The organism is Cryptosporangium japonicum (assembly GCF_039524755.1).
Taxonomy (GTDB): domain Bacteria; phylum Actinomycetota; class Actinomycetes; order Mycobacteriales; family Cryptosporangiaceae; genus Cryptosporangium; species Cryptosporangium japonicum.
In genome coordinates this window covers 111,069-134,929 of sequence record NZ_BAAAGX010000015.1, presented here as the reverse complement: position 1 = coordinate 134,929, position 23,861 = coordinate 111,069, and the positions used below count along the sequence as shown (strand labels likewise).

Annotated in this window: 25 protein-coding genes; 9 read left to right on the top strand and 16 right to left on the bottom strand. The window is 72.7% G+C overall.

The genetic code is table 11. From position 1 onward, the window contains the following. The 5 genes from ABD437_RS19520 to ABD437_RS19500 form a co-directional block, all read right to left on the bottom strand. On the bottom strand, window positions 1–1,131 hold a 1,131-nt coding region (locus ABD437_RS19520; protein WP_344650300.1), incomplete at its 3' end, for an Hsp70 family protein. A 59-nt stretch (window positions 1,132–1,190) separates the two neighbouring features. Further along, window positions 1,191–3,554, bottom strand: a complete 2,364-nt coding sequence (locus ABD437_RS19515) for a glycoside hydrolase family 65 protein (protein ID WP_344650299.1) — start codon at window positions 3,552–3,554, stop codon at window positions 1,191–1,193. After that, the gene (locus ABD437_RS19510; protein WP_344650298.1) at window positions 3,551–4,285 is read right to left on the bottom strand and encodes an HAD family hydrolase; all 735 of its coding nucleotides are present in this window, start codon (window positions 4,283–4,285) and stop codon (window positions 3,551–3,553) included. Before ABD437_RS19510 ends, ABD437_RS19515 begins: the two co-directional genes overlap by 4 nt. A gap of 40 nt (window positions 4,286–4,325) precedes the next feature. After that, window positions 4,326–5,093, bottom strand: coding sequence for an SDR family NAD(P)-dependent oxidoreductase (locus ABD437_RS19505; protein ID WP_344650297.1), 768 nt, complete (start codon window positions 5,091–5,093; stop codon window positions 4,326–4,328). A gap of 34 nt (window positions 5,094–5,127) precedes the next feature. Continuing rightward, window positions 5,128–5,940 carry an acyl-CoA thioesterase gene (locus ABD437_RS19500; RefSeq protein WP_344650296.1) on the bottom strand — a complete coding sequence of 271 codons (813 nt, stop codon included), beginning with the start codon at window positions 5,938–5,940 and terminating at the stop codon, window positions 5,128–5,130. 152 nt (window positions 5,941–6,092) lie between these two features. On the opposite strand from ABD437_RS19500, the gene ABD437_RS19495 reads away from it, so the two are divergent. Together ABD437_RS19495 and ABD437_RS19490 are read left to right on the top strand one after the other, a co-directional pair. Further along, complete coding sequence (locus ABD437_RS19495) at window positions 6,093–6,857, top strand: crotonase/enoyl-CoA hydratase family protein (protein ID WP_344650295.1); 765 nt, start codon at window positions 6,093–6,095, stop codon at window positions 6,855–6,857. After that, window positions 6,857–7,930: a CaiB/BaiF CoA transferase family protein gene (locus tag ABD437_RS19490; protein WP_344650294.1), complete on the top strand. Its 1,074-nt coding sequence runs from the start codon at window positions 6,857–6,859 to the stop codon at window positions 7,928–7,930. The genes ABD437_RS19495 and ABD437_RS19490 overlap by 1 nt, the downstream gene beginning before the upstream one ends. On the opposite strand, the gene ABD437_RS19485 is transcribed toward ABD437_RS19490, so the two are convergent. Both ABD437_RS19485 and ABD437_RS19480 read right to left on the bottom strand, forming a co-directional pair. Next, window positions 7,927–8,601 (bottom strand): response regulator, encoded by a 675-nt coding sequence (locus ABD437_RS19485; RefSeq protein WP_344650293.1) that lies wholly within the window; start codon window positions 8,599–8,601, stop codon window positions 7,927–7,929. The two genes, ABD437_RS19490 and ABD437_RS19485, sit on opposite strands and share 4 nt — an antisense overlap. Further along, the gene (locus ABD437_RS19480; protein ID WP_344650292.1) at window positions 8,598–10,163 is read right to left on the bottom strand and encodes a sensor histidine kinase; all 1,566 of its coding nucleotides are present in this window, start codon (window positions 10,161–10,163) and stop codon (window positions 8,598–8,600) included. The genes ABD437_RS19485 and ABD437_RS19480 overlap by 4 nt, the downstream gene beginning before the upstream one ends. A gap of 176 nt (window positions 10,164–10,339) precedes the next feature. Here ABD437_RS19480 and ABD437_RS19475 point away from each other — a divergent pair, with 176 nt between their 5' ends. After that, entirely contained in the window at window positions 10,340–11,728 is a 1,389-nt protein-coding gene (locus ABD437_RS19475; RefSeq protein WP_344650291.1) for a cation:dicarboxylate symporter family transporter, read from the top strand. Window positions 11,729–12,017: 289 nt separating this feature from the next. On the opposite strand, the gene ABD437_RS19470 is transcribed toward ABD437_RS19475, so the two are convergent. Then, a complete protein-coding gene (locus tag ABD437_RS19470) occupies window positions 12,018–12,920 on the bottom strand; it encodes an NADP-dependent oxidoreductase (RefSeq protein WP_344650290.1) in 903 nt (300 codons plus the stop codon). Between the two features lie 90 nt (window positions 12,921–13,010). On the opposite strand from ABD437_RS19470, the gene ABD437_RS19465 reads away from it, so the two are divergent. Together ABD437_RS19465 and ABD437_RS19460 are read left to right on the top strand one after the other, a co-directional pair. Next, on the top strand, window positions 13,011–13,505 hold the full coding sequence (locus ABD437_RS19465) for a MarR family winged helix-turn-helix transcriptional regulator (RefSeq protein ID WP_344650289.1): 495 nt from the start codon (window positions 13,011–13,013) through the stop codon (window positions 13,503–13,505). Beyond that, window positions 13,502–14,572 (top strand): enoyl-CoA hydratase/isomerase family protein, encoded by a 1,071-nt coding sequence (locus ABD437_RS19460; protein ID WP_344650288.1) that lies wholly within the window; start codon window positions 13,502–13,504, stop codon window positions 14,570–14,572. The genes ABD437_RS19465 and ABD437_RS19460 overlap by 4 nt, the downstream gene beginning before the upstream one ends. On the opposite strand, the gene ABD437_RS19455 is transcribed toward ABD437_RS19460, so the two are convergent. Beyond that, entirely contained in the window at window positions 14,548–15,330 is a 783-nt protein-coding gene (locus ABD437_RS19455; RefSeq protein WP_344650287.1) for an SDR family NAD(P)-dependent oxidoreductase, read from the bottom strand. The genes ABD437_RS19460 and ABD437_RS19455 overlap by 25 nt on opposite strands. Between ABD437_RS19455 and ABD437_RS19450 the strand changes: the two genes are divergently transcribed. After that, window positions 15,329–15,568: a hypothetical protein gene (locus ABD437_RS19450; protein ID WP_344650286.1), complete on the top strand. Its 240-nt coding sequence runs from the start codon at window positions 15,329–15,331 to the stop codon at window positions 15,566–15,568. The genes ABD437_RS19455 and ABD437_RS19450 overlap by 2 nt on opposite strands. Next, window positions 15,565–15,693, top strand: coding sequence for a hypothetical protein (locus ABD437_RS19445; protein WP_344650285.1), 129 nt, complete (start codon window positions 15,565–15,567; stop codon window positions 15,691–15,693). Before ABD437_RS19450 ends, ABD437_RS19445 begins: the two co-directional genes overlap by 4 nt. Window positions 15,694–15,695: 2 nt before the next feature. On the opposite strand, the gene ABD437_RS19440 is transcribed toward ABD437_RS19445, so the two are convergent. From ABD437_RS19440 to ribA, 3 genes are all read right to left on the bottom strand, one after another. Continuing rightward, window positions 15,696–16,334: a response regulator transcription factor gene (locus tag ABD437_RS19440; RefSeq protein WP_344650284.1), complete on the bottom strand. Its 639-nt coding sequence runs from the start codon at window positions 16,332–16,334 to the stop codon at window positions 15,696–15,698. Further along, window positions 16,325–17,455 (bottom strand): sensor histidine kinase, encoded by a 1,131-nt coding sequence (locus ABD437_RS19435; RefSeq protein WP_344650283.1) that lies wholly within the window; start codon window positions 17,453–17,455, stop codon window positions 16,325–16,327. The genes ABD437_RS19440 and ABD437_RS19435 overlap by 10 nt, the downstream gene beginning before the upstream one ends. Before the next feature lie 104 nt (window positions 17,456–17,559). Further along, window positions 17,560–18,213, bottom strand: a complete 654-nt coding sequence (gene ribA / locus ABD437_RS19430) for a GTP cyclohydrolase II (RefSeq protein WP_344650282.1) — start codon at window positions 18,211–18,213, stop codon at window positions 17,560–17,562. Window positions 18,214–18,345: 132 nt separating this feature from the next. On the opposite strand from ribA, the gene ABD437_RS19425 reads away from it, so the two are divergent. Beyond that, the gene (locus ABD437_RS19425) at window positions 18,346–19,503 is read left to right on the top strand and encodes an epoxide hydrolase family protein (RefSeq protein WP_344650281.1); all 1,158 of its coding nucleotides are present in this window, start codon (window positions 18,346–18,348) and stop codon (window positions 19,501–19,503) included. Here the strand turns inward: ABD437_RS19425 and ABD437_RS19420 are convergent. Genes ABD437_RS19420 through ABD437_RS19405 form a run of 4 tightly spaced genes read right to left on the bottom strand, consistent with a single transcriptional unit; the run spans window position 19,464 to window position 22,019 of the window. Beyond that, on the bottom strand, window positions 19,464–19,976 hold the full coding sequence (locus ABD437_RS19420; protein ID WP_344650280.1) for a hypothetical protein: 513 nt from the start codon (window positions 19,974–19,976) through the stop codon (window positions 19,464–19,466). The genes ABD437_RS19425 and ABD437_RS19420 overlap by 40 nt on opposite strands. Before the next feature lie 41 nt (window positions 19,977–20,017). Further along, entirely contained in the window at window positions 20,018–20,713 is a 696-nt protein-coding gene (locus ABD437_RS19415) for a hypothetical protein (RefSeq protein ID WP_344650279.1), read from the bottom strand. A 53-nt stretch (window positions 20,714–20,766) separates the two neighbouring features. Beyond that, window positions 20,767–21,477: an anti-sigma factor family protein gene (locus ABD437_RS19410; protein ID WP_344650278.1), complete on the bottom strand. Its 711-nt coding sequence runs from the start codon at window positions 21,475–21,477 to the stop codon at window positions 20,767–20,769. Continuing rightward, a complete protein-coding gene (locus ABD437_RS19405; protein ID WP_344650277.1) occupies window positions 21,474–22,019 on the bottom strand; it encodes a sigma-70 family RNA polymerase sigma factor in 546 nt (181 codons plus the stop codon). Before ABD437_RS19405 ends, ABD437_RS19410 begins: the two co-directional genes overlap by 4 nt. Window positions 22,020–22,339: 320 nt before the next feature. Between ABD437_RS19405 and ABD437_RS19400 the strand changes: the two genes are divergently transcribed. Next, window positions 22,340–23,857 (top strand): NCS1 family nucleobase:cation symporter-1, encoded by a 1,518-nt coding sequence (locus ABD437_RS19400; RefSeq protein ID WP_344650276.1) that lies wholly within the window; start codon window positions 22,340–22,342, stop codon window positions 23,855–23,857. Window positions 23,858–23,861: the final 4 nt, after the last annotated feature.

Genomic DNA, 23,861 nt, shown 5'->3' with positions numbered 1-23,861 from the left:
GCCGGACGCCGGCCGGGCACCGACCGGCAGCGCGAGGTCGGCGGCGAGGCGACCGAGCGCCCCACCGGCCATCGCGAACGCGGGCGGGTCGGGCTGGACCGGTTCGATGCCCAGCGTGTCGCGCAGCGTGACCCAGAGCGTCGGCAACGGCGCCGAGCCGCCGACCAGGACGATCGCGTCGAGTTCGGCCGGCGTCACCGAAGCCTCGCGCAGCACGCGCGCGGTCACCCGGGCCACCCGGTCGGCCACCGGCCGGGCGAAACGCTCCAGATCGGACCGGGTCAGCGGCACGATGTCGGCGGTGCCGGGCACCGAGACCGGCACGAACTCGGCCCCGTCGAGCGCTTCCTTGGCCGCACGCACGTCGGCCCAGAACTCCCGTTGCGCGCGTCGCTGGTCGGTGGTGCGTGGCCGGTCGATCGCCCGCCAGATCTCGCGCCGCTGGCGACCGGCGGCCGCCGCGAGGTGCGCCGCGATCGCCGCGTCGATCCGGCGTCCGCCGACCGTGGGGTCACCGCCGACGGCCACCACCGCGAGCCGCCCCGACGACGGGGCCAGCACCGAGACGTCGAAGCCGCGCGCCCCGACGTCGACGACCACGAGCCGGCGTTCGACGGCCATCGACGCGCCGACCGCGGCCACCGCGGCGACCGGCTCCGGGATCAGCGTGACGTCGTCGAAGCCGGCGTGCCCGGCGGCCTCGCGCAGCGTCTGCTGTTCGGCCGCCGCCCACCGCACCGGATACGTCAGCGCGGCGGGCGGCACCGTGCCGAGCGTGGCCTCGGCCGACCGCGCCACCGCGGTGAGGACACCGGCCAGCAGGTCGGTCGGCGTGGTGTCGCGCTCACCGAGCCGGAACTTCTGCTCGGTGATGTGCCGCCGCGGTGCCGGCTCGAAGTGGTCGGGATCGGCGGCGGCGGCGCGCTCGGCGTCCCGGCCGACCCGGACCGTCCCGTCGGCGTCGAGCAGGACACCCGAGGGCAGTACCGGCTCACCGTCGAACAGCAGCGGGCTGCTCCGCCCGTCGGGCCGCCGGAGCAGCGCGACCGTGTTCGTCAGCCCGAGGTCGACGCCGAGCAGCGGTCCGGACCCGGCGGGGCGTAACGCCGAATCCTCACGTGAGCCAGACACACGGCACAGTATCCCGCCCGCGGGTCGGTTACCGCGCGCGGCACGCGGTCTCGCGCCTTTTAGGACGAACCACCGGCACGCAGACGCCGGACCAACGGCTCCCGGCCGACCGGCTGGCGCACCGGCTCGACCGGGGCGAACGCCGGAATGCCGGCGGTGACCTCGGCCTTACCCACGGTCAGCCGCTCGCCGTGGTGCAGCAGCTCGAGATCGGCCCCGTCGAGCAGTCGGTAGCGGGCCTCGCCGGGGTGCACCTCCACCCGGAGCCGACGCCCGCGCCACCGGATCATGAACGCGATCCGGCTGAGCTCCTCGGGCAGCCGGGGCGCGAACGACAGCCCCGCCTCCAGGTGACGCATGCCCCCGAACCCGGCGACGACGCCCGACCACACCCCGGAGAGCGCCGCGACGTGCAGCCCGTGCTCGGTGTTGCCGGCCAGGTCGTGCAGGTCGAGCATGCCGGTCTCGCAGAGGTATTCGTACGCGAGCCCGAGGTGACCGGTCTCGGCCGCCATCACACCCTGGGTCGCGGCCGAGAGCGACGAGTCACGCACGGTGATCTGCTCGTAGTAGGCGAAGTTGCGCTGCTTCTGCTCGGGCGTGAACGCCTCCGGGCAGAGCTGCATCGCGAGCACCAGGTCGGCCTGCTTGACGACCTGCTTGCGGTACAGGTCGAGGTAGGGGAAGTGCAGGAGCAGCGGGTACTTCTCCGGCGGCGTGCCGTCGAAGTCCCAGATCGCGTGTTCGGTGAAGTTCTCCGACTGGGCGTGCACGCCGCGCTTGGCGTCGAACGGCAGCACCATGGCGTCGGCCGCGTCTGCCCAGGAGGCGATCTCCTCGGGGTCGACGCCGAGCTCGGCGGCCTCGTCGGGGTAGCGGCGGCAGGCGTCGGCGGCCCCGCGCAGGTTGCGCTGCGCCATGAGGTTGGTGAACAGGTTGTTGTCGGCGATCGCGCTGTACTCGTCGGGGCCGGTGACGCCGTCGATGCGGAAACCGCCGTCGCCGTCGTGGTGCCCGACCGAGCGCCACAGCCGCGCGGTCGCGGTCAGCAGCTCCAGCCCCACCGTCCGCGCGAACTCGTCGTCACCGGTCGCGCCGACGTGGCGCAGGACGGCGTCGGCGATGTCGGCGTTGACGTGCAGCGCGGCGGTGCCCGCGGGCCAGTAGCCGGAGCACTCCTGGCCGCGGATCGTGCGCCACGGGAACGCCGCGCCCTCGAAGCCCAGCTGCCGCGCGCGGTCGAGCGCCAGCGGCAACGTCTCCAGGCGCCAGCGCAGGGCGTGCGCGGCGGCGTCGGGCACGGTGTGGCTGAGCATCGGCAGCACGAACGTCTCGGTGTCCCAGAACGTGTGACCGTCGTAGCCGGGGCCGCTGAGGCCCTTCGCCGGGATCGCGCGCCCCTCGGCGCGGGCACCGGCCTGCAGCACGTGGAACAGGCCGAACCGCACCGCCTGCTGCAGTTGCGCGTCGCCGTCCACTTCCACGTCCGCGCTGGCCCAGAAGTCGTCGAGGTAGGCGCGCTGCTCGTCGAGCAGGCCGTCCCACCCGGTGTAGCGCGCCGCGGTGAGCGCCGCGCGCACCTGGTCGTTGAGCGCGGGCATCGAGCGCCGGGACGACCAGCCGTACGCGAGGTACTTGACGATCCGCAGCGAACGGCCGGGGGCCAGCCGGCAGATCACCGTGGTGCGCCCGATGTTCTCGCTCGAGTTGGAGTGCGTCTCGGTGCCGGCCGGGCCGTGCACGTCGTGGTCCATGGCCGCGGCCATCCGCAGGCCGGTGCCGCGCAGGCTGTGCAGCAGCGTCGCGCCGGTGGTCTCGTCGGTGTGCACCTCCGGCACCAGCGGGCGGGCCAGCGCGGCCTCGATGCGCGGGTCGTCCTCGGCCGCGGGCAGGTCCTCGTTCGCGAACAGCTCGGACTGCACGACGAGCTGCACCGGCTGATCACCGGCGGTGACCGTGTAGCTGATCGCCGCGATCGAGCGCTGCACCAGCGAGACCAGCCGCTCGGTGCGGAGCCGGACCGGCTTGCCCGCCGGGGAGACCCAGTGCAGGTCGCGGGTGAGCAGGCCGGAGCGGAAGTCGAGGACCCGCTCGTGCTCCACGACCTGCCCGTAGCGGACGTCGAGCGGCTCGTCGTCGACCAGCAGCCGGATCAGCTTGCCGTTCGTGACGTTGACGATGGCCTGCCCCGACTCGGGGTAGCCGTAACCGCCCTCGGCGTACGGTAACGGCCGCAGCTCGCAGAACGAGTTGAGGTACGTGCCCGGCAGCCCGTGCGGCTCACCCTCGTCGAGGTTGCCGCGCAGCCCGATGTGGCCGTTGGCCAGCGTGAACACCGACTCGGACACCCCGAGCCGGTCGAGGTCGACCGACTGCTCGCGCACCGACCACGGCTCGACGGCGAACGGCGACTCCCCGATCACCGCGACTCCCCCAGTTCGGTGAGCCGGGTGACGACGACGTCGGCGCCGTGCTCGCGGAGCGCGTCGGCCTGGCCCACCCGGTCGACGCCGACGACGAACCCGAACCCGCCGGCGCGGCCGGCCTCGACCCCGGCCAGCGCGTCCTCGAACACCGCGGCCTCGCCGGGGCCGACGCCGAGCAGCTCGGCTCCGGCCAGGAACGTGTCCGGGGCGGGTTTGCCGGCCAGCTTCCGCTCGGCCGCGACCACGGCGTCGACACGCAGATCGAACAGCGGCGCCAGCCCGGTCACCTCGAGCACCTGCTGGGCGTTCGCGCTGGACGTGACCACCGCCCTGGGCACGCGAGCGTCCCGGAGCGCAGTGACGTACTCCACCGCGTCGTCGAACACCTCGACGCCCTCGTCCGCGATCAGGCGCAGCACGAGGGCGTTCTTCGCGTTCGAGAGCCCGAAGACCGTGTGCTCGCCGGGCGGGTCGTCCGGCGTACCCTCCGGCAGGTCGATCCGGCGCGACGCCAGGAACGCGCGCGTGCCGTCCAGCCGCTTCCGGCCGTCGACGTACCGCACGTAGTCGTCCTCGATGCCGAACGGCCGTTCACCGGGCGCGTAGTCGGCCAGGAACCGGTCGAACATCGCCTTCCAGGCCTTGGCGTGCTGCGCGGCGGTGCGTGTGACCACGCCGTCCAGGTCGAACAGGCAGGCCCGGACCGCGGGCGGTAATCCCAGCGTCATGCGTCCCACCCTAGGCAGGCCGGACCACCGCCCATCGAACTCAGAACGTCCCGCCGTCGACCACCAGGCGGACGTCGTTCACGTACGACGCGGTGACCAGGAACAGGACGGCTTCGGCGACCTCCTCGGGCTGGCACATGTGCCGGAACGGCGAGCGCTCCTCGCGTTCGCGCAGGTCCATGCCCGAGAGCCGGGCGAAGTTCATTCCCATGTCGGTCGCGACCAGCCCGGGCGCGACGATGTTCACGTGCATCCCGCGGCTGCGCTCCTCCTTCGCGACGGTGTGGGCCAGCGCCTCGGTCGCGGCCTTGCCCATCGAGTGCGGTGCGCGGTTGGCCGGGTGCGTGTCGGTCGCGACGCTCGAGATGAACACCAGGTCCGAGCGTTCGTTCCGGCGCAGGTGCGGGATGGCCGCGTGGGCCACGTGGTGCGGCCCGAACGCGTGCACCCGCAGCATCCGTTCGAGCTCGGCCGCGTCGGTCTCGACGACCGGGTCGCCGGTGCCCGCCGCGCCGGCGTTGCTCACCACGAGGTCGAGCCCGCCCAGGTCGCGGGCGGCCGCTTCCATCTGCCAGGCGACGTCGGCCGGGATCACGACCGAGCCCTGGTAGGAGCGGCCGACGCGGCCGCGTGCGGTGATCTCGTCGACGGTGGTCGCGGCGGCGACGGTGTCGCGGTTGAACGTGATCGCGACGTCGGCGCCGGCGTCGGCCAGTGCGAGCGCGATCGTCCGGCCGATCCCGCGGCTCCCACCCGTGACGAGCGCGCGCCGCCCGGCCAGGGGCAGAGATGCGTCAGTGGTGTCCATGATTACAAAACGTACTATTCGGTCATCTAGTTTCCTATCCCCGGTGGAACACGCTGCGCTCGCGGGACCGGAACAGCGCCTCCTGGGCGATCGTCGCGCCCAGGATCCCGTCGGCCGACCGGATCGTGCCGGTGTAGAAGCCGCGGCCACGCGCGGTCGAATGGCCCGTCAGGTCCATCAGCACCCACTCGTCCAGCGGGATCGGCCGGTGGAACCAGAGCGCGTGGTCGAGGCTCGAGGAGGACGAGGAACTCTCGTCGTGGAACGGCGCCAACCCGGTCGAGATGTCGGAGAGGTACGTCAGCACGCAGGCGTGGATCAGCGGGTCGCAGGGCAGGTCGGCGACGCACCGCGCCCACCACCGCGTCGGCCACTCGCTGCCGGGATGGGGCGCCGGCGGCAGCGCCCCCTCCATCGAGAACAGCCGCGGCATCGGGCCGGTACGCAGCGTCGACGGGTGCGGGACGTCGGGCGAGGGCACCACGTCGCGGTCCGCGCCGTCCTCCACCACGTGGAACGAGCACGACATCGTGAAGATGACCTCGCCGTCCTGCACCGCGACGACCCGGCGGGCCGAGAACGACCGCCCGTCCCGGTCCCGGTCGACGTGGAACTCGGTCGGGCGCCCGGCGTCGCCGCCGCGCAGGTAGTAGCCGTGCAGCGAGTGCGGCGAGCGGCCGTCCGGAACGGTGAGCCCGGCGGCACGCAGCGCCTGCGCCGCGACCTGACCGCCGTAGAGCGGGAGGTCCTCGTCGAAGACGGTGTTCGCCCGGTAGCGGGAGGGCTCGAGCTCCTCCAGCGCGAACAGGTCGAGGATCGTCGGCGCACCCGTGGTCGTCTGCGTCACGACCCGCACGCTAGCCCGCGGTTCGTCCGGTGCCGGGGCGCTGTGACCGCTCTCTCAAGTGTTTCCGGTCAGAGCTGACCGGATCCCCGGGCGGTGTCGGCCGACTCCCGATACGTTGCGTGAAAGGCATCCAACGGCGGAAGGCTGGTCACGTGAGCGACGAGGTACAGGTCGAACACGCCGACGGCGTATCGATCATCACGATCAACCGACCGAAGGCGCGGAACGCGATAAACGGCGCGGTGTCCGCCGGGATCTCGGCCGCGCTCGACGAGCTGGACGAACGGGACGACCTCACGCTGGGCATCATCACCGGCGCCGGTGGTTCGTTCTGCGCGGGCATGGACCTCAAGGCGTTCGTCGCCGGCGAGAACCCGAGCGACGAGAAGCGCGGGTTCGGTGGCATCACGGCCCTGCCGCCCCGCAAGCCGGTCATCGCCGCGGTCGAGGGCTGGGCGCTGGCCGGCGGCTGCGAGATCGCGCTGGCCTGCGACCTGATCGTCGCCGCCGAGGACGCGAAGTTCGGCATCCCCGAGGTGAAGCGTGGGCTGGTCGCGGCGGCCGGCGGACTGGTGCGCCTCCCCCGCCGGATCCCGCCGGCCGTCGCGATGGAGCTGGCGCTGACCGGCGACCCGCTGAGCGCCGCCGACGCGCACCGGTACGGCCTGGTCAACTCGCTGACGCCCACCGGCGGCGCGCTCGACGGCGCCAAGGCGCTGGCCGCCCGGATCGCGGCCAACGGCCCGCTCGCGGTCGCCGCGTCGAAGCAGCTGATCGTCCAGTCGCAGGACTGGAGCGACGCCGAACTGTGGCAGAAGCAGGGCGCGATCGTCGGGCCGGTGATGGCGTCCGAGGACGCCCGCGAGGGCTCGATCGCGTTCGCCGAGAAGCGCTCTCCGGTGTGGAAGGGGCGGTAATGGGCCCGTTGGCCGGTCTCAAGGTCCTCGAGCTGGCGGGCATCGGTCCGGGTCCGCACGCCGCGATGGTGCTCGCCGACCTGGGCGCCGACGTCGTGCGCGTCGACCGGCCACCGGCCACCGGCGGCGAGGCGAGCGACCAGACGCTGCGCAACCGGCGCTCGGTCGCGCTGAACCTGAAGGACGCCGACGACAAGGCGACGCTGCTGCGCCTGATCGAGGCCGCCGACGTGCTGCTCGAGGGGTACCGGCCCGGCGTCACCGAGCGCCTGGGCGTCGGCCCGGACGACTGCGCCGCGGTCAACCCCCGGCTGATCTACGCCCGGATGACCGGCTGGGGTCAGGACGGTCCGTGGGCGCACACCGCGGGGCACGACATCAACTACATCTCGGTGACCGGCGCGCTGCACGCGATCGGCCGGGTCGGCGAGCGGCCGGTACCGCCGCTGAACTACGTCGGTGACTTCGGCGGCGGCTCGATGCTGGTGCTCGTCGGCATCCTGGCGGCGCTGTTCGAACGCCAGCGGTCCGGCCGCGGGCAGACCGTCGACGCCGCCATGGTCGACGGCGCCACGCTGCTGTCCCAGATGTTCTGGTCGTTCCGGGCCCTGGGCGGCTGGAGCGACGAGCGCGGCGTCAACCTGCTCGACGGCGGCGCACCCTGGTACGACACGTACGAGTGCGGCGACGGTCGGTACGTGGCGGTCGGCGCCCTGGAGCCGCAGTTCTACGCGGCGCTGCTGGCCGGGCTGGCGATCGAGGTGCCGAACCGGGACGACCCGGCGAACTGGCCGGAGATCCGCAAGCGCTTCACCGAGGCGTTCGCCACCCGGACGCGGGACGAGTGGGCCGCGGTGTTCGACGGCACCGACGCGTGCGTCACCCCGGTGCTGACGTTCGCCGAGGCGCCGGCGCATCCGCACCTCGCCGCCCGGGGCACGGTCGTCGAACCCCACGGCGTACCGCAGGCCGCGCCGGCACCGCGCTTCTCCCGGACGCCCCCGGGTGCGACCACCGCTCCTCCCGGCCCGGGCCGGGACAACGCCGACGTGCTCCGGGACTGGCTGGCCTAAGCGTTCCAGTGGTACTCGAGCTCGGGGCGACCCGCGCGGCCGTAGCGGGCCGCCCGGGTCGCCAGCCCGGCGTCGGTGAGGTGCTCCAGGTAGCGGCGCGCGGTGATCCGGGACATGCCCAGGTCCTCGGCGATCTCGCTGGCCGAGACCGGGACGTCCGCGGCCCGGAGCGCGCCGGTCACCGCGTCCAGCGACTCCGGGCTCATCCCCTTGGGCAGGCCGGTCTGCCCGCGGCCGTGCAGCAGCGCGAGCGCACGGTCGACCTCGTGCTGACCGCTCAGCACGCCACCGCCGGCGAGCGTCGACCGGTACGCGGCGTACTGCTCGAGCTTCTCGGCGAACGTCGCGAACACGAACGGCTTGATCAGGTACTGGACGATGCCGAGCGAGACCGCCGCCCGCACGGTGCTCAGATCACGGGCGGACGTCACGGCCACGACGTCGGCGCGGTGCCCGTGGGCCCGCATCCGGCGGCAGATGTCCAGGCCGTGCATGTCGGGCAGGTGCATGTCGAGCAGCACCAGATCGATCGGCGCGCGCCCCATCTCACGCAACGCGTCGGCGGCGCTCAGGGCCGTGCCCGCCACCGTGAACCCCGCGACCCGCTCCACGTAGGCCGCGTGGGCGTCGGCGGCGATCGGATCGTCCTCGACGACCAGCACCCTGATCACGGCGTGGTGACCCGGGCCCGCATCGGCAGCCGCACCGTGAACACCGCGCCGGCGTCGCCGGTGACGTCGATCGTGCCGCCGTGCCGGTGCACGGCCTGCCCGACCAGCGCGAGCCCCAGCCCGCGCCCGATCAGCCGCTCGTCGGTCTTCGTCGACCAGCCCCGCGCGAACGCCTGCTCGACCTGCTCGGCGTCCAGCCCGGTGCCGGAGTCGGCCACCTCGAGCACGAGTTCCTCCTCGGCCACCCAGGCCGCCACCTCGACCCGGCGCGGTGGCGGTGCGGCCACCGCCGCGTCCACCGCGTTGTCGATCAGGTTGCCGACGATCGTCACCAGGTCCCTCGGATCCGCGATGCCGGACGGCACCGCCGACTCCGGATCGAGCACGAGCTCGACGCCCCGCTCCGAGGCCTGCGCCACCTTACCGAGCAGCAACGCGACCAGCACCGGCTCCTCCACCGCCTCGACCACGCGGTCGGCCAGCTGCTGGCTCAGCGCGAGCTCGCCGGTGGCGAACTCCACCGCGTCGGCGACCCGGCCGAGACCGATCAGCGAGACGACCGTGTGCAGCCGGTTCGCGGCCTCGTGCGCCGCCGAACGCAGCGACTCGGCGAACCCGCGCACCGAGTCCAGCTCGCCGGTGAGCGCCTGCAGATCGGTGTGGTCGCGCAGGGTGACGACGCTGCCGCCGCCGGCCGCGCGCTGGTTGACGACCAGGACCCGGTCCCCGGTCAGGTGCAGCTCGTCGGTCTGTTCCTCCCCCTTGCCCAGGGACGCGCCGAGCGGCAGGTCGGTCACCGGGCGGCCCACCACGTCCGCCGGCAGGCCGAGCAGCCGACGGGCCTCGTCGTTGACGAGCTGCACCCGGCCCTGGGCGTCGAGCAGCAACAGCCCTTCGTGGACGGCGTGCAGCACGGCGTCGTAGTAGGCGTACATCCGGCTGAGCTCGCGGGGACCCAGGTCGTGGGTCTGGCGGCGCAGTCGCCGGTTGACCAGCCACGTGCCGGCCGCGGCGACCAGCAGCGCGAGCCCGCCGGCCAGCGCGAGCACCGGCAGCTGACCCTGCAGGCTCCGGTCGATCGCGCTGCGTTTGATGCCGACCGAGACCAGTCCGCGCACGGTCCCGCCGATCGTGATCGGCACCACCGCGCGCACCGACGGCCCCAGCGTGCCGGTGTAGGTCTCGGTGAAGTCCGCGCCGCGCAGCGCCACGTCGATGTGCCCTAAAAACTTTTTGCCAATCTGCGTGGTATCTGGGTGTGTGTACCTGATCCCGGCGGTCGTCATCACCACGACGAAGTCCGTGCCCGTTGCCGTTCGCACCGCTTCGGCGTGCGGTTGCAGCACCGTCGTCGGGTTCGGCGACGACAGGGCGTCACGGACCTCGGGCGTGGCGGCCACCGCGTGAGCGATCGACAACGCCCGGCTCTCCGCGCCGTCTTCGGTGGAGTGCTCGGCCTGCGCTACCGCCGCGCCCAGCCCGGCCGCGACGACGACCGTCACCACCGTGATCTGCAGCGCGAACAGTTGCCGGGCGAGACTCCATTCCCGGGCTCGTGACATGTACGCAATGTACAGAACAGTGACCGGTGTCACTCAGCCCGAGATTCTGGGCATCAACTGGTGAACGCTTTTCCACCTCAGATCGCCCCGCTGACTGAACACGGCCCGCAGAGGTCGGTCGAAAAGCATTCATACGCAGTGCCGTCGTCGACACCGCGCAGAAAGAAGGCCCCCACATGTCCACCACCGCAGATGCCCCGCCGGGCGACACCCAGCCCGAGCCGCAGGCTCCCCGCAAGCGCGACCGGACCCACTTCCTCTACATCGCGGTCATCGTGGCCGTCGTGCTCGGCGCCACCGTCGGCCTGATCTGGCCCGACCTCGGCAAAGAGCTCAAACCGCTCGGCACCGGGTTCGTCAACCTGATCAAGATGATGATCGGCCCGGTCATCTTCTGCACGATCGTGCTGGGCATCGGGTCGATCCGCAGCGCCGCCGCCGTCGGCAAGGTCGGTGGCCTGGCGCTCGGCTACTTCCTCACGATGTCGACGTTCGCACTGGCCATCGGCCTCGTCGTCGGCAACATCATCCAGCCGGGCTCCGGGCTGGACCTGGCCACCAACGCCGACGCCGGCAAGGACCTGGCCGCCGACGGCGAAGGCGGCACCGTCGACTTCCTGCTCGGCATCATCCCCGACACGATGATCTCGTCGCTGACCTCGGGCGTCGTGCTCCAGGCGCTGTTCGTCGCGCTGCTGGTCGGCTTCGCGATCCAGGCGATGGGCCGCACCGGGGAGCCGATCCTGCGGGGCATCGGCTACTTCCAGAAGCTCGTCTTCCGGATCCTCGCGATGATCATGTGGGTCGCGCCGATCGGTGCGTTCGGCGCGATCGCCGCCGTGGTCGGCGAGACCGGCTGGGACGCGCTGACCGCCCTGCTCCAGGTGATGCTCGGCTTCTACATCACCTGCGCGATCTTCGTCTTCGGCATCCTCGGCGCGATCCTCTGGATCGGCGCGCGGATCAACATCTTCTCGCTGCTGAAGTACCTGGCCCGCGAGTTCCTGCTGATCCTGTCGACGTCCTCGTCGGAGTCGGCGCTGCCACGGCTCATCGCCAAGATGGAGCACTTCGGGGTCTCCCGACCGGTCGTCGGCATCACCGTGCCGACCGGGTACTCGTTCAACCTGGACGGCACCGCGATCTACCTGACGATGGCGTCGCTGTTCATCGCCGACGCCCTGGGCCAGCCGATGTCGATCAGCGAGCAGATCGGCCTCCTGCTGTTCATGATCATCGCGTCCAAGGGCGCGGCGGGCGTCACCGGCGCCGGTCTCGCCACGCTGGCCGGTGGTCTGGCCTCGCACAAGCCCGCACTGCTCGACGGCGTCGGCCTGATCGTCGGCATCGACCGGTTCATGTCCGAGGCGCGGGCGCTGACGAACTTCGCCGGGAACGCGGTCGCGACCGTGCTGGTGGGCAACTGGACCGGTTCGTTCGACCGGGAACAGGCCGCGCGGGTGCTGGCCGGCGAGGCTCCGTTCGACGAGGCCACGATGATCGACGACGACCACCACGGTGCCCCGGCCACCGAGCCGGAGCCGGAGCTGGCGAAGGCGCAGTAGCCGTCGCCCGGAAGCGGGCTGTAGTCGCGGGATTACCTGCTCGGGTGGGGTGCCCCGGTGTACCCCACCCGCGCGGACGGCCGGTTCGCCGGTACCGCCCCGGTCAGCTGCCGGGGAACCAGAGCCGTTCGCAGCACAGCGTGGCACCCGGACCTCGCCTCTCTGGTCCGGGTGCCACGTATGTTCTGCCGGTCCCCCTTCCCGGCCCGCCGCGCGCCGTCGCCCCGGCGGCACCGGTCGCGGCGCGGGTGCGGGCGGCCGTCGCCGCCGCGGACACGTCCGGGCGGTGCTACGGGACCAACACCACCTTGCCGGTGAGCTTCCCCGCCTCCGCGCGCTCGTGCACCGACACCAGCTCGCTCAGCGGCAACCGCTCGGCGACGTCGAGGTCGAGCTCTCCGGCGTCCACCAGGGCGGCCAGCGCGGCCAGCCGCTCGGCGTCCGGACGCACGAACATCCGCAGCGCACGCACCGGCGCGTCCGACGGCGGTTCGGTCGACGCGGTCACGTAGCTCCCGCCGGGCGCGACCGCCGACACCAGCGCGGCGTCCGACCGCGGCACCACGTCGAACACCACGTCGACCGGTGCGGTCAGCGCGTCCCCGACCGGCGTCACGGTGTGGTCGACGACCTCGGCCGCGCCGTACCGGCGGACCCGTGCGGCGCTGCGTGGGCTCGCGGACGCGATCACGTGCGCTCCGGCCCGCGCGGCCAGCTGCACCGCGTACCCGCCGACCGTTCCGCCGGCGCCGTTCACCAGCACCCGCTGCCCGGCACGCACGTCGGCGTGCTCGAACAGCCCCTGCCACGCGGTGAGGGCACCGACCGGGAACGCGGCCGCGTCGGCCAGCGGCACGCTCGTCGGCGCGGGCGCCAGCACCGCCTCGTCGACGGCCACGTACTCGGCCGCGGCCCCGTTCGCCAGCATCGGCAGCAGCCCGATCACCGCGTCACCGGCCGCGAAGCGCCCGCCCGACACGACGGTTCCGGCCACCTCGATGCCCGGCGTGTACGGAAGCGTGAGCGGGAACGCCTGCTGCCGAACGCCCGACCGGATCACGGCGTCGACCAGGTTGAACGACGTCGCGGCGGTCCGCACGAGCACCTGCCCCGCTGACGGCACCGGCGGCTCGGCGTCCACGATCTCCAGCACCGACGGCGGTCCGTAACTCGCGTAGCGCACTGCCTTCATGGCACACTCCTCCCGTAAGATGCTTCGAACTCGAAGCACGTATCCGGACCGTAGCATGCTTTGAATTCGAAGCAAGTAGAATGGACCACCGTGACGGACGAAGGAGGACTGGACCCGGCCGAGCTCGGCGCTTACTTCGCGCTCGAGGAGGTCAGCAGCCTGCTCGCCCACGCGGTCGAGCAGCACCTGCGCGGCGAGGGCTTGACCAGCGTCCAGTTCAAGGTCTTGATGCAGTTGTTCGAAGCGCCGGGAGGGCAGCTGCGGATGACCGACCTGGCCGACGGCCTGGTCGTGAGCCGGAGCGGGCTCACCTACCAGGCCGGGTTGCTGGAGAAGGCCGGTCTGATCGCGCGGGCCCCGTCGCCCGACGACGACCGCAGCACGACGGTCAGCCTCACCGCGGCCGGCCGGGAGCGGATCTTCGCCGTGCTGCCCGGGCACGTGGCCCTCGTGCGGCGGTTGCTGCTCGACCCGCTCCCCCGCGAGGACCTGACCGTACTCGGCGGCCTGCTCACCCGCGTCCGCGACCACATGCGCACCGATCCGCCGCGGTCGGCGGCCCCCCGGAACCGGCCGAGGAAGTGAACGTCCGCGACCTGCTCGACGCGCTCGGCGACCCCGCGGCGGCCGAGACGTTCTCGGCGGCGCTCCACGATCCACTGCTCGCGATCGACGTGCCGGACGCGGCCTCCGCGGCCGGGCTCGCGATGATCGTCGACCCGAGCCGGTCGGTCACCGACCTGCGCGCCCTGCCGTGCGTGACGGTGCTGGTGGTGCCGGATCCGGCGGTGTTCGCCGGGGCCGGGCACGTGCCGCTGATCCTCGGCGACGTCCTGCTCACCGACGATCCGGACGCGCCGCGCCCCTACGTCACTCCGGTCGACGGAAGTGCCGGTGGCCTCGCCGCGCTGCGCACCACCGCGGCCGCGAACCCGCTCGCGGCCGCCGCGCTGGCGTTACTGCTGCGCTCGGCGGAGGGGCTCGACGTCCCGGCCGGGCTGGTCGCCGAGTCGGCGACCTACTCGACGCTCCAGGCGGGCGCGGAGTTCACGCGCTGGCGCGCGACCCGGCCACCCCGGCCGGCCGACGCCACCGGCGACCGGGTCCGGACCGAACGGGACGGCGACGTCCTGCGGGTGACGATGACCCGCGCCGCCCGGCGCAACGCACTCGACGCGACGATGCGCGACGCGCTCACCGAGGCGTTCGCGCGGGCCGCCGCGGACCCCACCGTGGCGTTGGAGCTGCACGGCGACGGGCCGGACTTCTGCGCCGGCGGCGATCTGGACGAGTTCGGCACCCGCCCCGACCCGGCCGTCGGCCACCTCACCCGGCTGACGCGGAGCCCGGCCCGGCTGCTGCACGGCGTCGCCCGGCGCGCGACCGCTCACCTGCACGGCGCCTGCCTCGGCGCGGGCATCGAGCTCCCCGCGTTCGCGGGCCGGGTCGTGGCCGCGCCGGACACGTCGATCGGGCTGCCGGAGGTGTCGCTCGGCCTGGTGCCCGGCGCCGGGGGCACGGTCAGCCTGCCGCGCCGGATCGGACGGCAGCGCACGGCCTGGCTCGGGCTCTCCGGCCGCCGCCTGGACGCCGAGCAGGCCCTGCGGTGGGGCCTGGTGGACGAGGTTCAGGGCAGGATCGCGTCCACGTAGCCGCCGTCGACGCGGACCGCTCCACCGGTGGTGGCCGAGGCCAGATCGGACGCCAGGTACGTGACCAGGTTCGCGATCTCCGGCGGCTCGATCAGCCGCTGCAGCAGCGACTGCGGGCGGTGCTCGCGCATGAACTGCCGCTGCGCCTCGTCCCAGGGCAGCTCGTCGCCGACCAGCTCGGACACGAACTCCTCCACCCCGCCGGTGTGGGTCGGCCCCGCGAGCACCGAGTTCACGGTCACGCCGGTGCCGGCCGCGGCTTTCGCGAACCCGCGCGACACCCCGAGCAGCGCGGTCTTGGTGACGCCGTAGTGCACCATCTCGACCGGCGTCACGACCGACGAGTCGCTGCTGACGTACATCACCCGGCCCCAGCCGCGCTCCATCATCCCGGGCAGGTACGTGCGGGTGAGCCGCACGCCCGACAGCACGTTCACCTCGAAGTACCGACGCCACTCGTCGTCGGACACCTCGAGCACCGGCTTGGCCCCGAAGATGCCGAGGTTGTTGACGAGGACGTCGAGTTCCGGAGCGGCCGCGAGCACGGCGTCGCAGCCCTCGGCGGACGCCACGTCGGCGACGACGCCACGCACGTTCGCCCGCCCGATCGACGCGACCGCCTTCTCGACGCGGTCGGCCGACCGGCCGTTGACCAGCACCTCCGCGCCGGCCGCCGCCAACCCGGCGGCGATCGCGTACCCGATGCCCTGCGTGGAACCGGTGACCAGCGCGCGCCGGCCGGTGAGGTCGATGTCCATGCGTGGACCATTCCCCCGGTTCGCCGGTTACACGCGGCGCCGGTTCACCCGGACGTGGAGATCGTCGGCGTTCAGCTCGACGGCGACCTCGACGGGTGCGCCGACCTCGGCCACGACGGTCAGCGGGGGGTACGGACGCTTCGCCAGGATCCCGGCCGCGACCAGCTCCTTCAGCCGGGTGGCCGCGGTCGCGTCGGTGGGCCTGACCCCGGCCCGCCACCCCGAGCCCGCGCGATGACCACGACCGTGGACGACACCTGGCGGGGTTTCGCCGCCGTGCACGGCGGCGACGAGACCGAGCTGCGTACCGCGGACGGGGTCCGGGCCGCGCAGGGCCGCCAGCTGCGCCAGCTCCCCGGGTGACCTCAGGCTCCCAGGTGACGCAGCACCGCCAGCACGCGGCGGCTGTAGCCGCCCTCGGCCGACAGACCCAGCTTCTCGAAGATCGCGTTGACGTGCTTCTCCACCGCGCTCTGCGAGATCGACAGCTCGACGCCGATCCGGGCGTTCGTCTGGCCCTGCGCCATCCGCGCGAGCACCTCCCGTTCCCGGGCGGTGAGCGCGGAGACCGGATACGCCGGGCGGGCGAGCAGCTGGCGCACGACCTCGGGGTCGAACGCGGCCCGCCCCTCCCCGACCCGGGCCAGCGCGTCGAGGAACTCCTCGACCCGCACCACCCGGTCCTTCAACAGGTAGCCGATGCCCGACGCGGTGCGCCCCAGCAGCTCGGTCGCGTACCGCTTCTCGACGTACTGCGAGAGCACCAGCACGCCGACGCCCGGCCAGTCCGCCCGGATGCGCAACGCGGCACGCAGCCCCTCGTCGGTGTGGGTCGGCGGCATCCGCACGTCCACCACGACCACGTCGGGCTGGTCGCGGGCCACCGCCACCAGCAGTTCGTCGGCGGTGCCCACGGACGCGACGACCTCGTGGCCCTCGTCGGTGACCAGCCGCTCCAGCCCCACCCGGAGCAACGCGGAATCCTCGGCCAGCATCAACCGCACGGCAGCACCGCCTCCACCGTCGTCGGGCCGCCGGCCGGGCTGTCCACGGTGAACCGCCCGTCGAGCGCACGCACGCGCCGGTGCAGGCCGGTGAGGCCCTCGCCGTCCGGGGTCGCGCCGCCGAGGCCGTCGTCGCGGATCGTCACCGCCAGCTCGTTCGCGCTGCCGCGCACCAGCACGTCCACCCGGGATGCGGACGCGTGCTTCACCGCGTTCGTCACCGCCTCGCTGATCACGAAGTACGCCACGGTCTCCACGGCACGCACCGGCCGGGCGTCGAGCTCGACGTCGAGCACGACCGGCACCGGCGACCGGTCGGCGACGGTCTCGAGCGCGGCGGGCAGCCCACCGGCGTCGAGCGCGGCCGGGAAGACCCGCCAGGACACCTCGCGCAGCTCCACGAGCGCCTCGGCCGCCTCGTCGTGGGCCTGACGCAGCAGGGCCGCGAGCTTGGCGTCGGGTGTGGGAAGGCGCCGGGCGCGGCCGAGCAGCATGCCCACCGCGACCAGCCGCTGCTGAATGCCGTCGTGCAGGTCCCGCTCGATCCGGCGGCGTTCCGCGTCGACCGCCGCGACCACCTCCGAGCGTGCGGTGGACAGTTCGGCGATCCGCCGCTCGTACTCGGCGCCGGGGGCGGGGCCGAGCAGCCGGTCGGCCGTCCACCGGTCGATCCGGCCCACCGCGAGGATGCCCTCGACGGTGAGGAACGCCAGCACCGCGGCCAGCCCGAGCAGGTACGGCACGGTGACCGGCGTGGCCTCGATGCCGTCCAGCGGCCGCCCGATGAACCAGCCGCCGATCATCGCCAGCACGGTCACCGCTCCCCACGCCAGGAGCACCCAGAGCAGCCCGGAGAACAGGCCCACCGGAACCCGCGCGAGGAGATACCGGAACGCGCGGCCGGCCTCGGCCTCACCGGCGACACTCGGCCCCAGGTAGCGGTGTACCCGCCGCCGGTCGAGCGCCACCAGGCGAACCGCGAGCGCACCGACCCGGTGCCGGGCCCGGCCGCCGGTCACGACCAGCGCCACCCCGGCCACGACCAGGTACCCCAGCGCGGCCCCGCCGGTCACACCGCCCAGCGCCACCCCGGCGCCGATCCGCAGCCCACGACGAAGCATGTCCCGACCGTACGGGGGGACCGGCCGCCACCGCACTGCGGAAAACCACACCAGCGACGCGGGCGGGCCACGGAAGCCCGTGACCCGCCCGTAGCGTCGTGCCGTCAGTCCGCGGAGTACGAGAGCGGTTCCTCGCCCGGGCGCAGGCCCCGGTGCCCCATCTTCTGCGTCTTCGTCGCGAGGTAGGCCTCGTTGGCCGGCAGCGGCGCCGCCGGCATCGCGTGCACCTCGGCGATCCCGATCCCGGCCGCGCGTAACGCGGCCACCTTGTCGGGGTTGTTGGTCAGCAGCCGCACCTGCTCGACGCCGATCTGGCGCAGGTACGCGGCCGCCGGCCCGTAGCTGCGCCGGTCGACCGGCTCACCGAGTTCCAGGTTCGCCTCGACCGTGTCGAGCCCGGCCTCCTGCAGCGCGTAGGCGCGGATCTTCTGCGCCAGGCCGATGCCCCGGCCCTCGTGTCCGCGCAGGTAGAGGACCATTCCCCGGCCCTCCTCGGCGATCAGGGCGAGCGCGGTGTCCAGCTGGGGGCCGCAGTCGCACCGCTGCGAGCCGAGCGCCTCGCCGGTCAGGCACTCCGAGTGCACCCGGATCAACGGCGGCTCGTCGCTCGGCGGCACGGCGGGCGGCGTCCGCATCGAGAGAGCCAGGTGTTCGACGTCGTCAGCACCGGAAAAACAGACGGCGTCGAAAACGCCGTGCCGGGTCGGGAGCTTGGCCCGGGCGAGAACACGCACGGTCGCTGGTGCGGTCGCGGTCACCGGTCACCACCTTCCACTGTCGGGGCCGGGACGAAAAGCGAGGTGCAGCAGAATTTCACCAGGTGAACACGTCGCTCGACGAGTTCTGGTTCACAGCGTTCCCGGAGTCCAACTCCGGCAACACTGAACCTTATGCCCGCTGCGATCCATCCGCTCGTTGTAGCGATACCCGAGGCCGACCTGGACGACCTCCGGAACCGCCTCCGTCGCACCCGCTGGCCCGAACCGGAGACCGTCGACGACTGGTCGCAGGGCGTCCCACTCGACTACCTTCGCGAGCTTTGTCGCTATTGGGCAGAGGACTACGACTGGCGGGCCACCGAGGCCCGGCTGAACGCGGTTCCGCAGTTCCGCACCGAGATCAACGGACTGAACATCCACTTCCTGCACGCGCGCTCCCCGCGCCCCGACGCCCTGCCGCTGGTGCTCACGCACGGCTGGCCCGGCTCGGTCGTCGAGTACCTGAAGGTCGTCGGCCCGCTGACCGAGGCCGGCTTCCACGTCGTCGTGCCGTCCCTGCCCGGCTACGGCTTCAGCGACAAACCGGGCCGCACCGGCTGGGGCATCGAGGCCGTCGCCGACGCCTGGGCGCAGCTGATGGCCCGCCTGGGCTACCCGCGGTACGGCGCCGCCGGGAGCGACTGGGGCACGAGCGTCAGCACGGTGCTGGCCCAGCGTGACCCGGCGCACCTGGCCGGTATCCACCTGGTGCCGCCGCTGGCCGCGCCGGACCCGGCCACGTTCGACGACCTCACGCCGGCCGAGCGGGCGGCGCTGGCCGACCTCGAGCGGGCGCAGCGGACCGAGGACGGCTACTCGCTCGAACACTCGACCCGGCCGCAGACCGTGGGCTACGGGCTGGTCGACTCGCCGGTCGCGCTGTGCGCGTGGATCGTGGAGAAGTTCCACTCCTGGAGCGACGGCGACGCGCTGAGCCGCGACGACCTGCTCGACAACCTGATGCTCTACTGGCTGCCCGGCACCGGGGCGTCGTCCGCGCGGCTCTACTGGGAGAGCTTCGCGACGGTGCAGCAGTGGTTCACCCGGGCGACGCCCGACGTGATCCGGGTACCGACCGGGTGCTCGATCTTCCCGAAGGAGAACCCCCGGGCCTCGCGACGGTGGGCCGAACGCCGGTTCACCGACATCCGGCACTGGAACGAGCTCGACCGCGGTGGCCACTTCGCCGCGTTCGAGCAGCCCGAGCTGTTCACCGCCGAGCTCGTGGCGTTCTTCGACCTGGTGCGGGGTCAGGGCACGTCGAGCGGCCCGGCGAACGTGGTCACGTAGAACGAACCGGTGCCCGGCGCGGCCGCGAGGACGTCCACCAGCGCCACGCGACCGTTGCCCGTGCGTACGCAGATCCGCGCCCCGGGCACCAGGCGCGGCCGGGGGATGGCCGCGGAGCCGTAGCCGGTCGCCTCCGCGCACGCGCTCGGAGCCCGGAGGAGCGTCAGCGAGGTGTCCAGCGCCCCGTCGGCACGGCTCAGGCCGGTGGACGTGTAGATCACGTCGAACGCCGTGCCGGGGCCGTCGGTGTCGCTGGGCGAGCCCCATTCGGCGTCGTAGGCGGGCGCGTCCAGGTCGGCCCCCTGGCCCGGGGTGAGCGTGAGCGGGTCCGCGTGCCGGATCCGGGTGCCGTCGGCGACCGGGGTCGTCAGCGGCCGGAGCGGGGTCGGGTCGCGGCCGGTCGCGAGGACGAACGTCACCGCCGCGACACCGGCCCAGCCGACGACCGTCCACCGCACCGCAGCCGCGTCCACGCACCGCACCGTACGAGGCGAAGATTTCGCCCGGACGAACGTCAGTTGGCGAACCACACCCGCTGGGCGGTGACCAGCACGAACGCCGACCCGGCACGCACCGCGCCGTCGAGCGCGCCGCGGTCGAGCTCCGGGGAGCCGGCCTCCCAGTTCGGCGTCGCCCACGCGCTGACGTCCACCTTCTGCAGGCGCAGGCAGTTCCCGACGAACGCGGCGTCGGCCGGCCCGTAGGAGAGCGCGAGGCGGACGCCGTCCCGGTCGAGCTCGACGACGTTCCACGAGCGCTCGTCGGCCGAGCCGAGGCGGGCGTCGAGCTGGTCGGAGGCGATGGTCCAGCCGGCCGCGACGAGCCGGTCGCGCTCGGCCGGCAGCGTGGTGCGGAGGTCGGCCGCCGGGAGGCTCAGCACGGCGCTGCCCCGGGTCGCGCACACCCAGTCGAAGTCGTCCCACGCCGTCAGCTGACGTGAGCCGCGGACACACGCGTCGTAGCGCGCGGTCGTCACCGGCGCCGGGCCGGTCGGGGTCGCGGCGGTGAGCGCGGCCGTGACGCGGCGCACGGTGTCCGCGTGCGCGTCGACGACCGCGGGTGACTCCAGATCGGGCGGTGGGTCGCGGTGCACGAGGCTGCTGAACGACGTTACGACGCCCACGCAGACGAGGCCGGGCACGGCCAGCGCGGCCACCAGCAACAGCACCAGCCAGCGCCGCCGACGCGGTGGCGGCGGCGCCTGCCCCATCGATTCACCGACGAACTCCAGCCCGTCGGCCTCGGTGGCGGTCTCCGGGGCCGTCAGAAGTCCACCGTCACCAGGTGCCGGCCGGCCGTGGTGCGGATCTCGACCGCGTCGACGTCCTCCGGGGCCACGGCGGCGTTGCCGGTGACGGGCCACCCGCCCGGCATCGACGCGGCCTTCTCCGAGATCACCCAGCTGCCGGCGAGCACCGGTTCGCTGTGGGTGCTGTGCACGACCATCTCGCACTCCTCGCCGACCTTGATGCCGGTGAGCTTCACGTTCACGTGCACCCAGCCGGTGGCGGGCACGACGCTCGCGGTCATCCGCGCGCCGGTCGCCGGATCGGTGTTCGAGCCGCTGCGGGTTCCCTGCACCGTCGCGGTCTCCGAGGGCAGCGCGACCGACGGGTTGTCCGATCCGGTGCCGCGGCCCAGCACCACGCCGCCGCCGACCGCGGCCGCCAGCACGGCCACCGCGGCCGCACCGGCCAGCAGGCCGCGGCCCCGTGATCGGCGCGCACCGCCGCTCTCCTCGCGCGCGGCCCGCAGCGTCCGCTGCAGCAGCAGGTCGGCCTGCGGATCCGGGCCGTCCAGGAACAGCTCCGGCGGCACCTCGTCGAGCGCGTCCTCGATCTCGCGCAGCACCGTGACCTCGTGGCGGCACGCGGCGCAGGTGGCGAGGTGCTCCTCCACCCGGCGGAACTCGACCGGGTCGAGCAGGCCGAACAGGTAGCCGGCGATGTCGACGTGTCCGTGCGGCGTGGTCATCGGGTCACCATCCCGATGTCGCGGCCACCGAAGCCGTCACGCAGGGTTCTCAGCGCGTAGAACGTTCTGCTCTTCACTGTTCCGACCGGCACGCCGAGCGCCTCGGCGGCCTCCTTGATCGTGCGGCCCTTCAGGTAGATCTGCACCAGCACGTCCCGGTGCTCCGGGGGCAGCTGCTCCAGTGCGTCCATGACGACCATCTGGTTGACGACGTTCTCCGCGTGGTCGCGCGCCACCGGCGGCTTGTAGGGCACCTCCGGCACCTCGGTCGGGCGGGCCGCTCTGGCGCGGCTCTGGTCGATGACGATGTTGCGTGCCACCGTCAGCAGCCAGCCGCGGACCGAGCCCTTGCCGTTCACCAGAACGTCCGGATTGCGCCACGCCCGGAGAATCGTCTCCTGAACGATGTCCTCCGCGAGCGAGCGGTCCTCGGTCAAGCGCGTGACGTACGCCAACAACGCCCGACCGTGTTCGGCGAACAGCGACCGAATCAGCGCCTCGTTCCCAGCCGGGCCTTGTCGCTGACCAGCGCTTCGGACCATCCGCCGCTCCCCTCGCTGCGCCGTCTGAAGAGTCAGCCCCTGACTGTAGGCCACCGGGCCGTCCGGCTGCCGGGCGGCGCTTCCACTGTGGCGGCGGGGTGAGACGTCGGGTACGGGTCGGACGACGCGGTCGACGCCGAATGCGCCGGGTAGAACGCTCAGGACGGTCACGGTGGGCCCCTCAAGCTGGCTGGACTGCACCGGCTACACGCGCCCGCCTCGAGGAAGGTTCACGGGCCCTCGGCGGCAGATATATCCGCGAGGCAATAGAGGCGCAATTTGCCGGGCCTAGCGTGAGCCCTCGACGACGGAGGGTGCTCATGAGCGAAACCACGTTACCCGCGGAGACCACACACAGCCACGCCGCCGGCGACGGGATCATCAAGCCCGGCTACGACCCCCGGCTGGCCAACGAGGACCTCGCGCCGCTGAAGAACCAGAACTGGACGTCCTACAACTTCTTCGCGTTCTGGATGTCCGACGTCCACAGCGTCGGCGGTTACCTCACCGCCGGCAGCCTGTTCGCGCTCGGGCTGGTGGCCTGGCAGGTGCTGATCGCGCTGCTGATCGGCATCACGATCGTCTACTTCCTCTGCAACCTGGTCGCCCGGCCCAGCCAGCGCACCGGCACGCCGTACCCGGTGGCGTCGAGGATCCCGTTCGGCGTGCTCGGCGCGAACATCCCGGCGATCATCCGGGGCCTGATCGCGGTCGCCTGGTACGGCATCCAGACGTACCTGGCGTCGGCCGCGCTGATCGTGGTGGCGCTGCGCCTGGACCCCGGGCTCGCGCCCTGGGCCGACGTCGACCAACACGGTTTCCTCGGGCTGTCCGCGCTGGGCTGGCTCGGGTTCGGCGTGATGTGGGTGCTGCAGGCGGTGGTGTTCTGGCGCGGCATGGAGGCGATCAAGAAGTTCATCGACTTCTGCGGCCCGGCCGTCTACCTGGTGATGTTCCTGCTCGCCGCGTACCTGGTCTACAAGGCCGGCTGGTCGAACCTGGACTTCAACCTGTCCGACAGCGGGGAGACGCTGACCGGCTGGCCGGCCTGGCAGGAGACGATCATCGCGATCGCGCTCGTCGTGTCGTACTTCTCCGGCCCGATGCTGAACTACGGCGACTTCGCCCGGTACGGCACGACGTTCGGCGCGGTGAAGAAGGGCAACTTCCTCGGGCTGCCGGTGAACTTCCTGGTGTTCGCGATCCTGGTCGTGGTGACCGCGGCGGCGACCCGGCCGGTGTTCGGGGAGATCCTCACCGACCCGGTCGAGACGGTGGCCCGGCTCGACAACACGTTCGCGATCGTGCTCGGCGCGCTGACGTTCATGATCGCCACGATCGGCATCAACATCGTCGCGAACTTCGTCTCCCCGGCGTTCGACTTCTCCAACGTCGCGCCGCAGAAGATCAGCTGGCGGGCCGGGGGCATGATCGCGGCGATCGGCTCGGTGCTGATCACGCCGTGGAACCTCTACAACTCGCCGGACACGATCCACTACACCCTGGACGTGCTCGGTGCGTTCATCGGCCCGCTGTACGGGGTGCTGATCGCGGACTACTACCTGGTCAAGCGGCAGACCGTCGTCGTGGACGACCTGTACACGATGCGCGGCGACGGGACCTACCACTACGTCAAGGGCTACAACCCGGTCGCGATCGTGGCGACGGCGGTCGCGGCGGTGATCGGCGTGCTGGTGGTGTTCTTCGCCTCGGCGGACGTGGCCGCGTTCAGCTGGTTCATCGGCGCCGGCATCGCGTTCGCGCTCTACCTCGGGCTGAAGTCGCAGATCCCGGTGAGCGCGCCGGCGGCGGCTCCGGCGGCCGCGCCGGAGAGCTGACCCA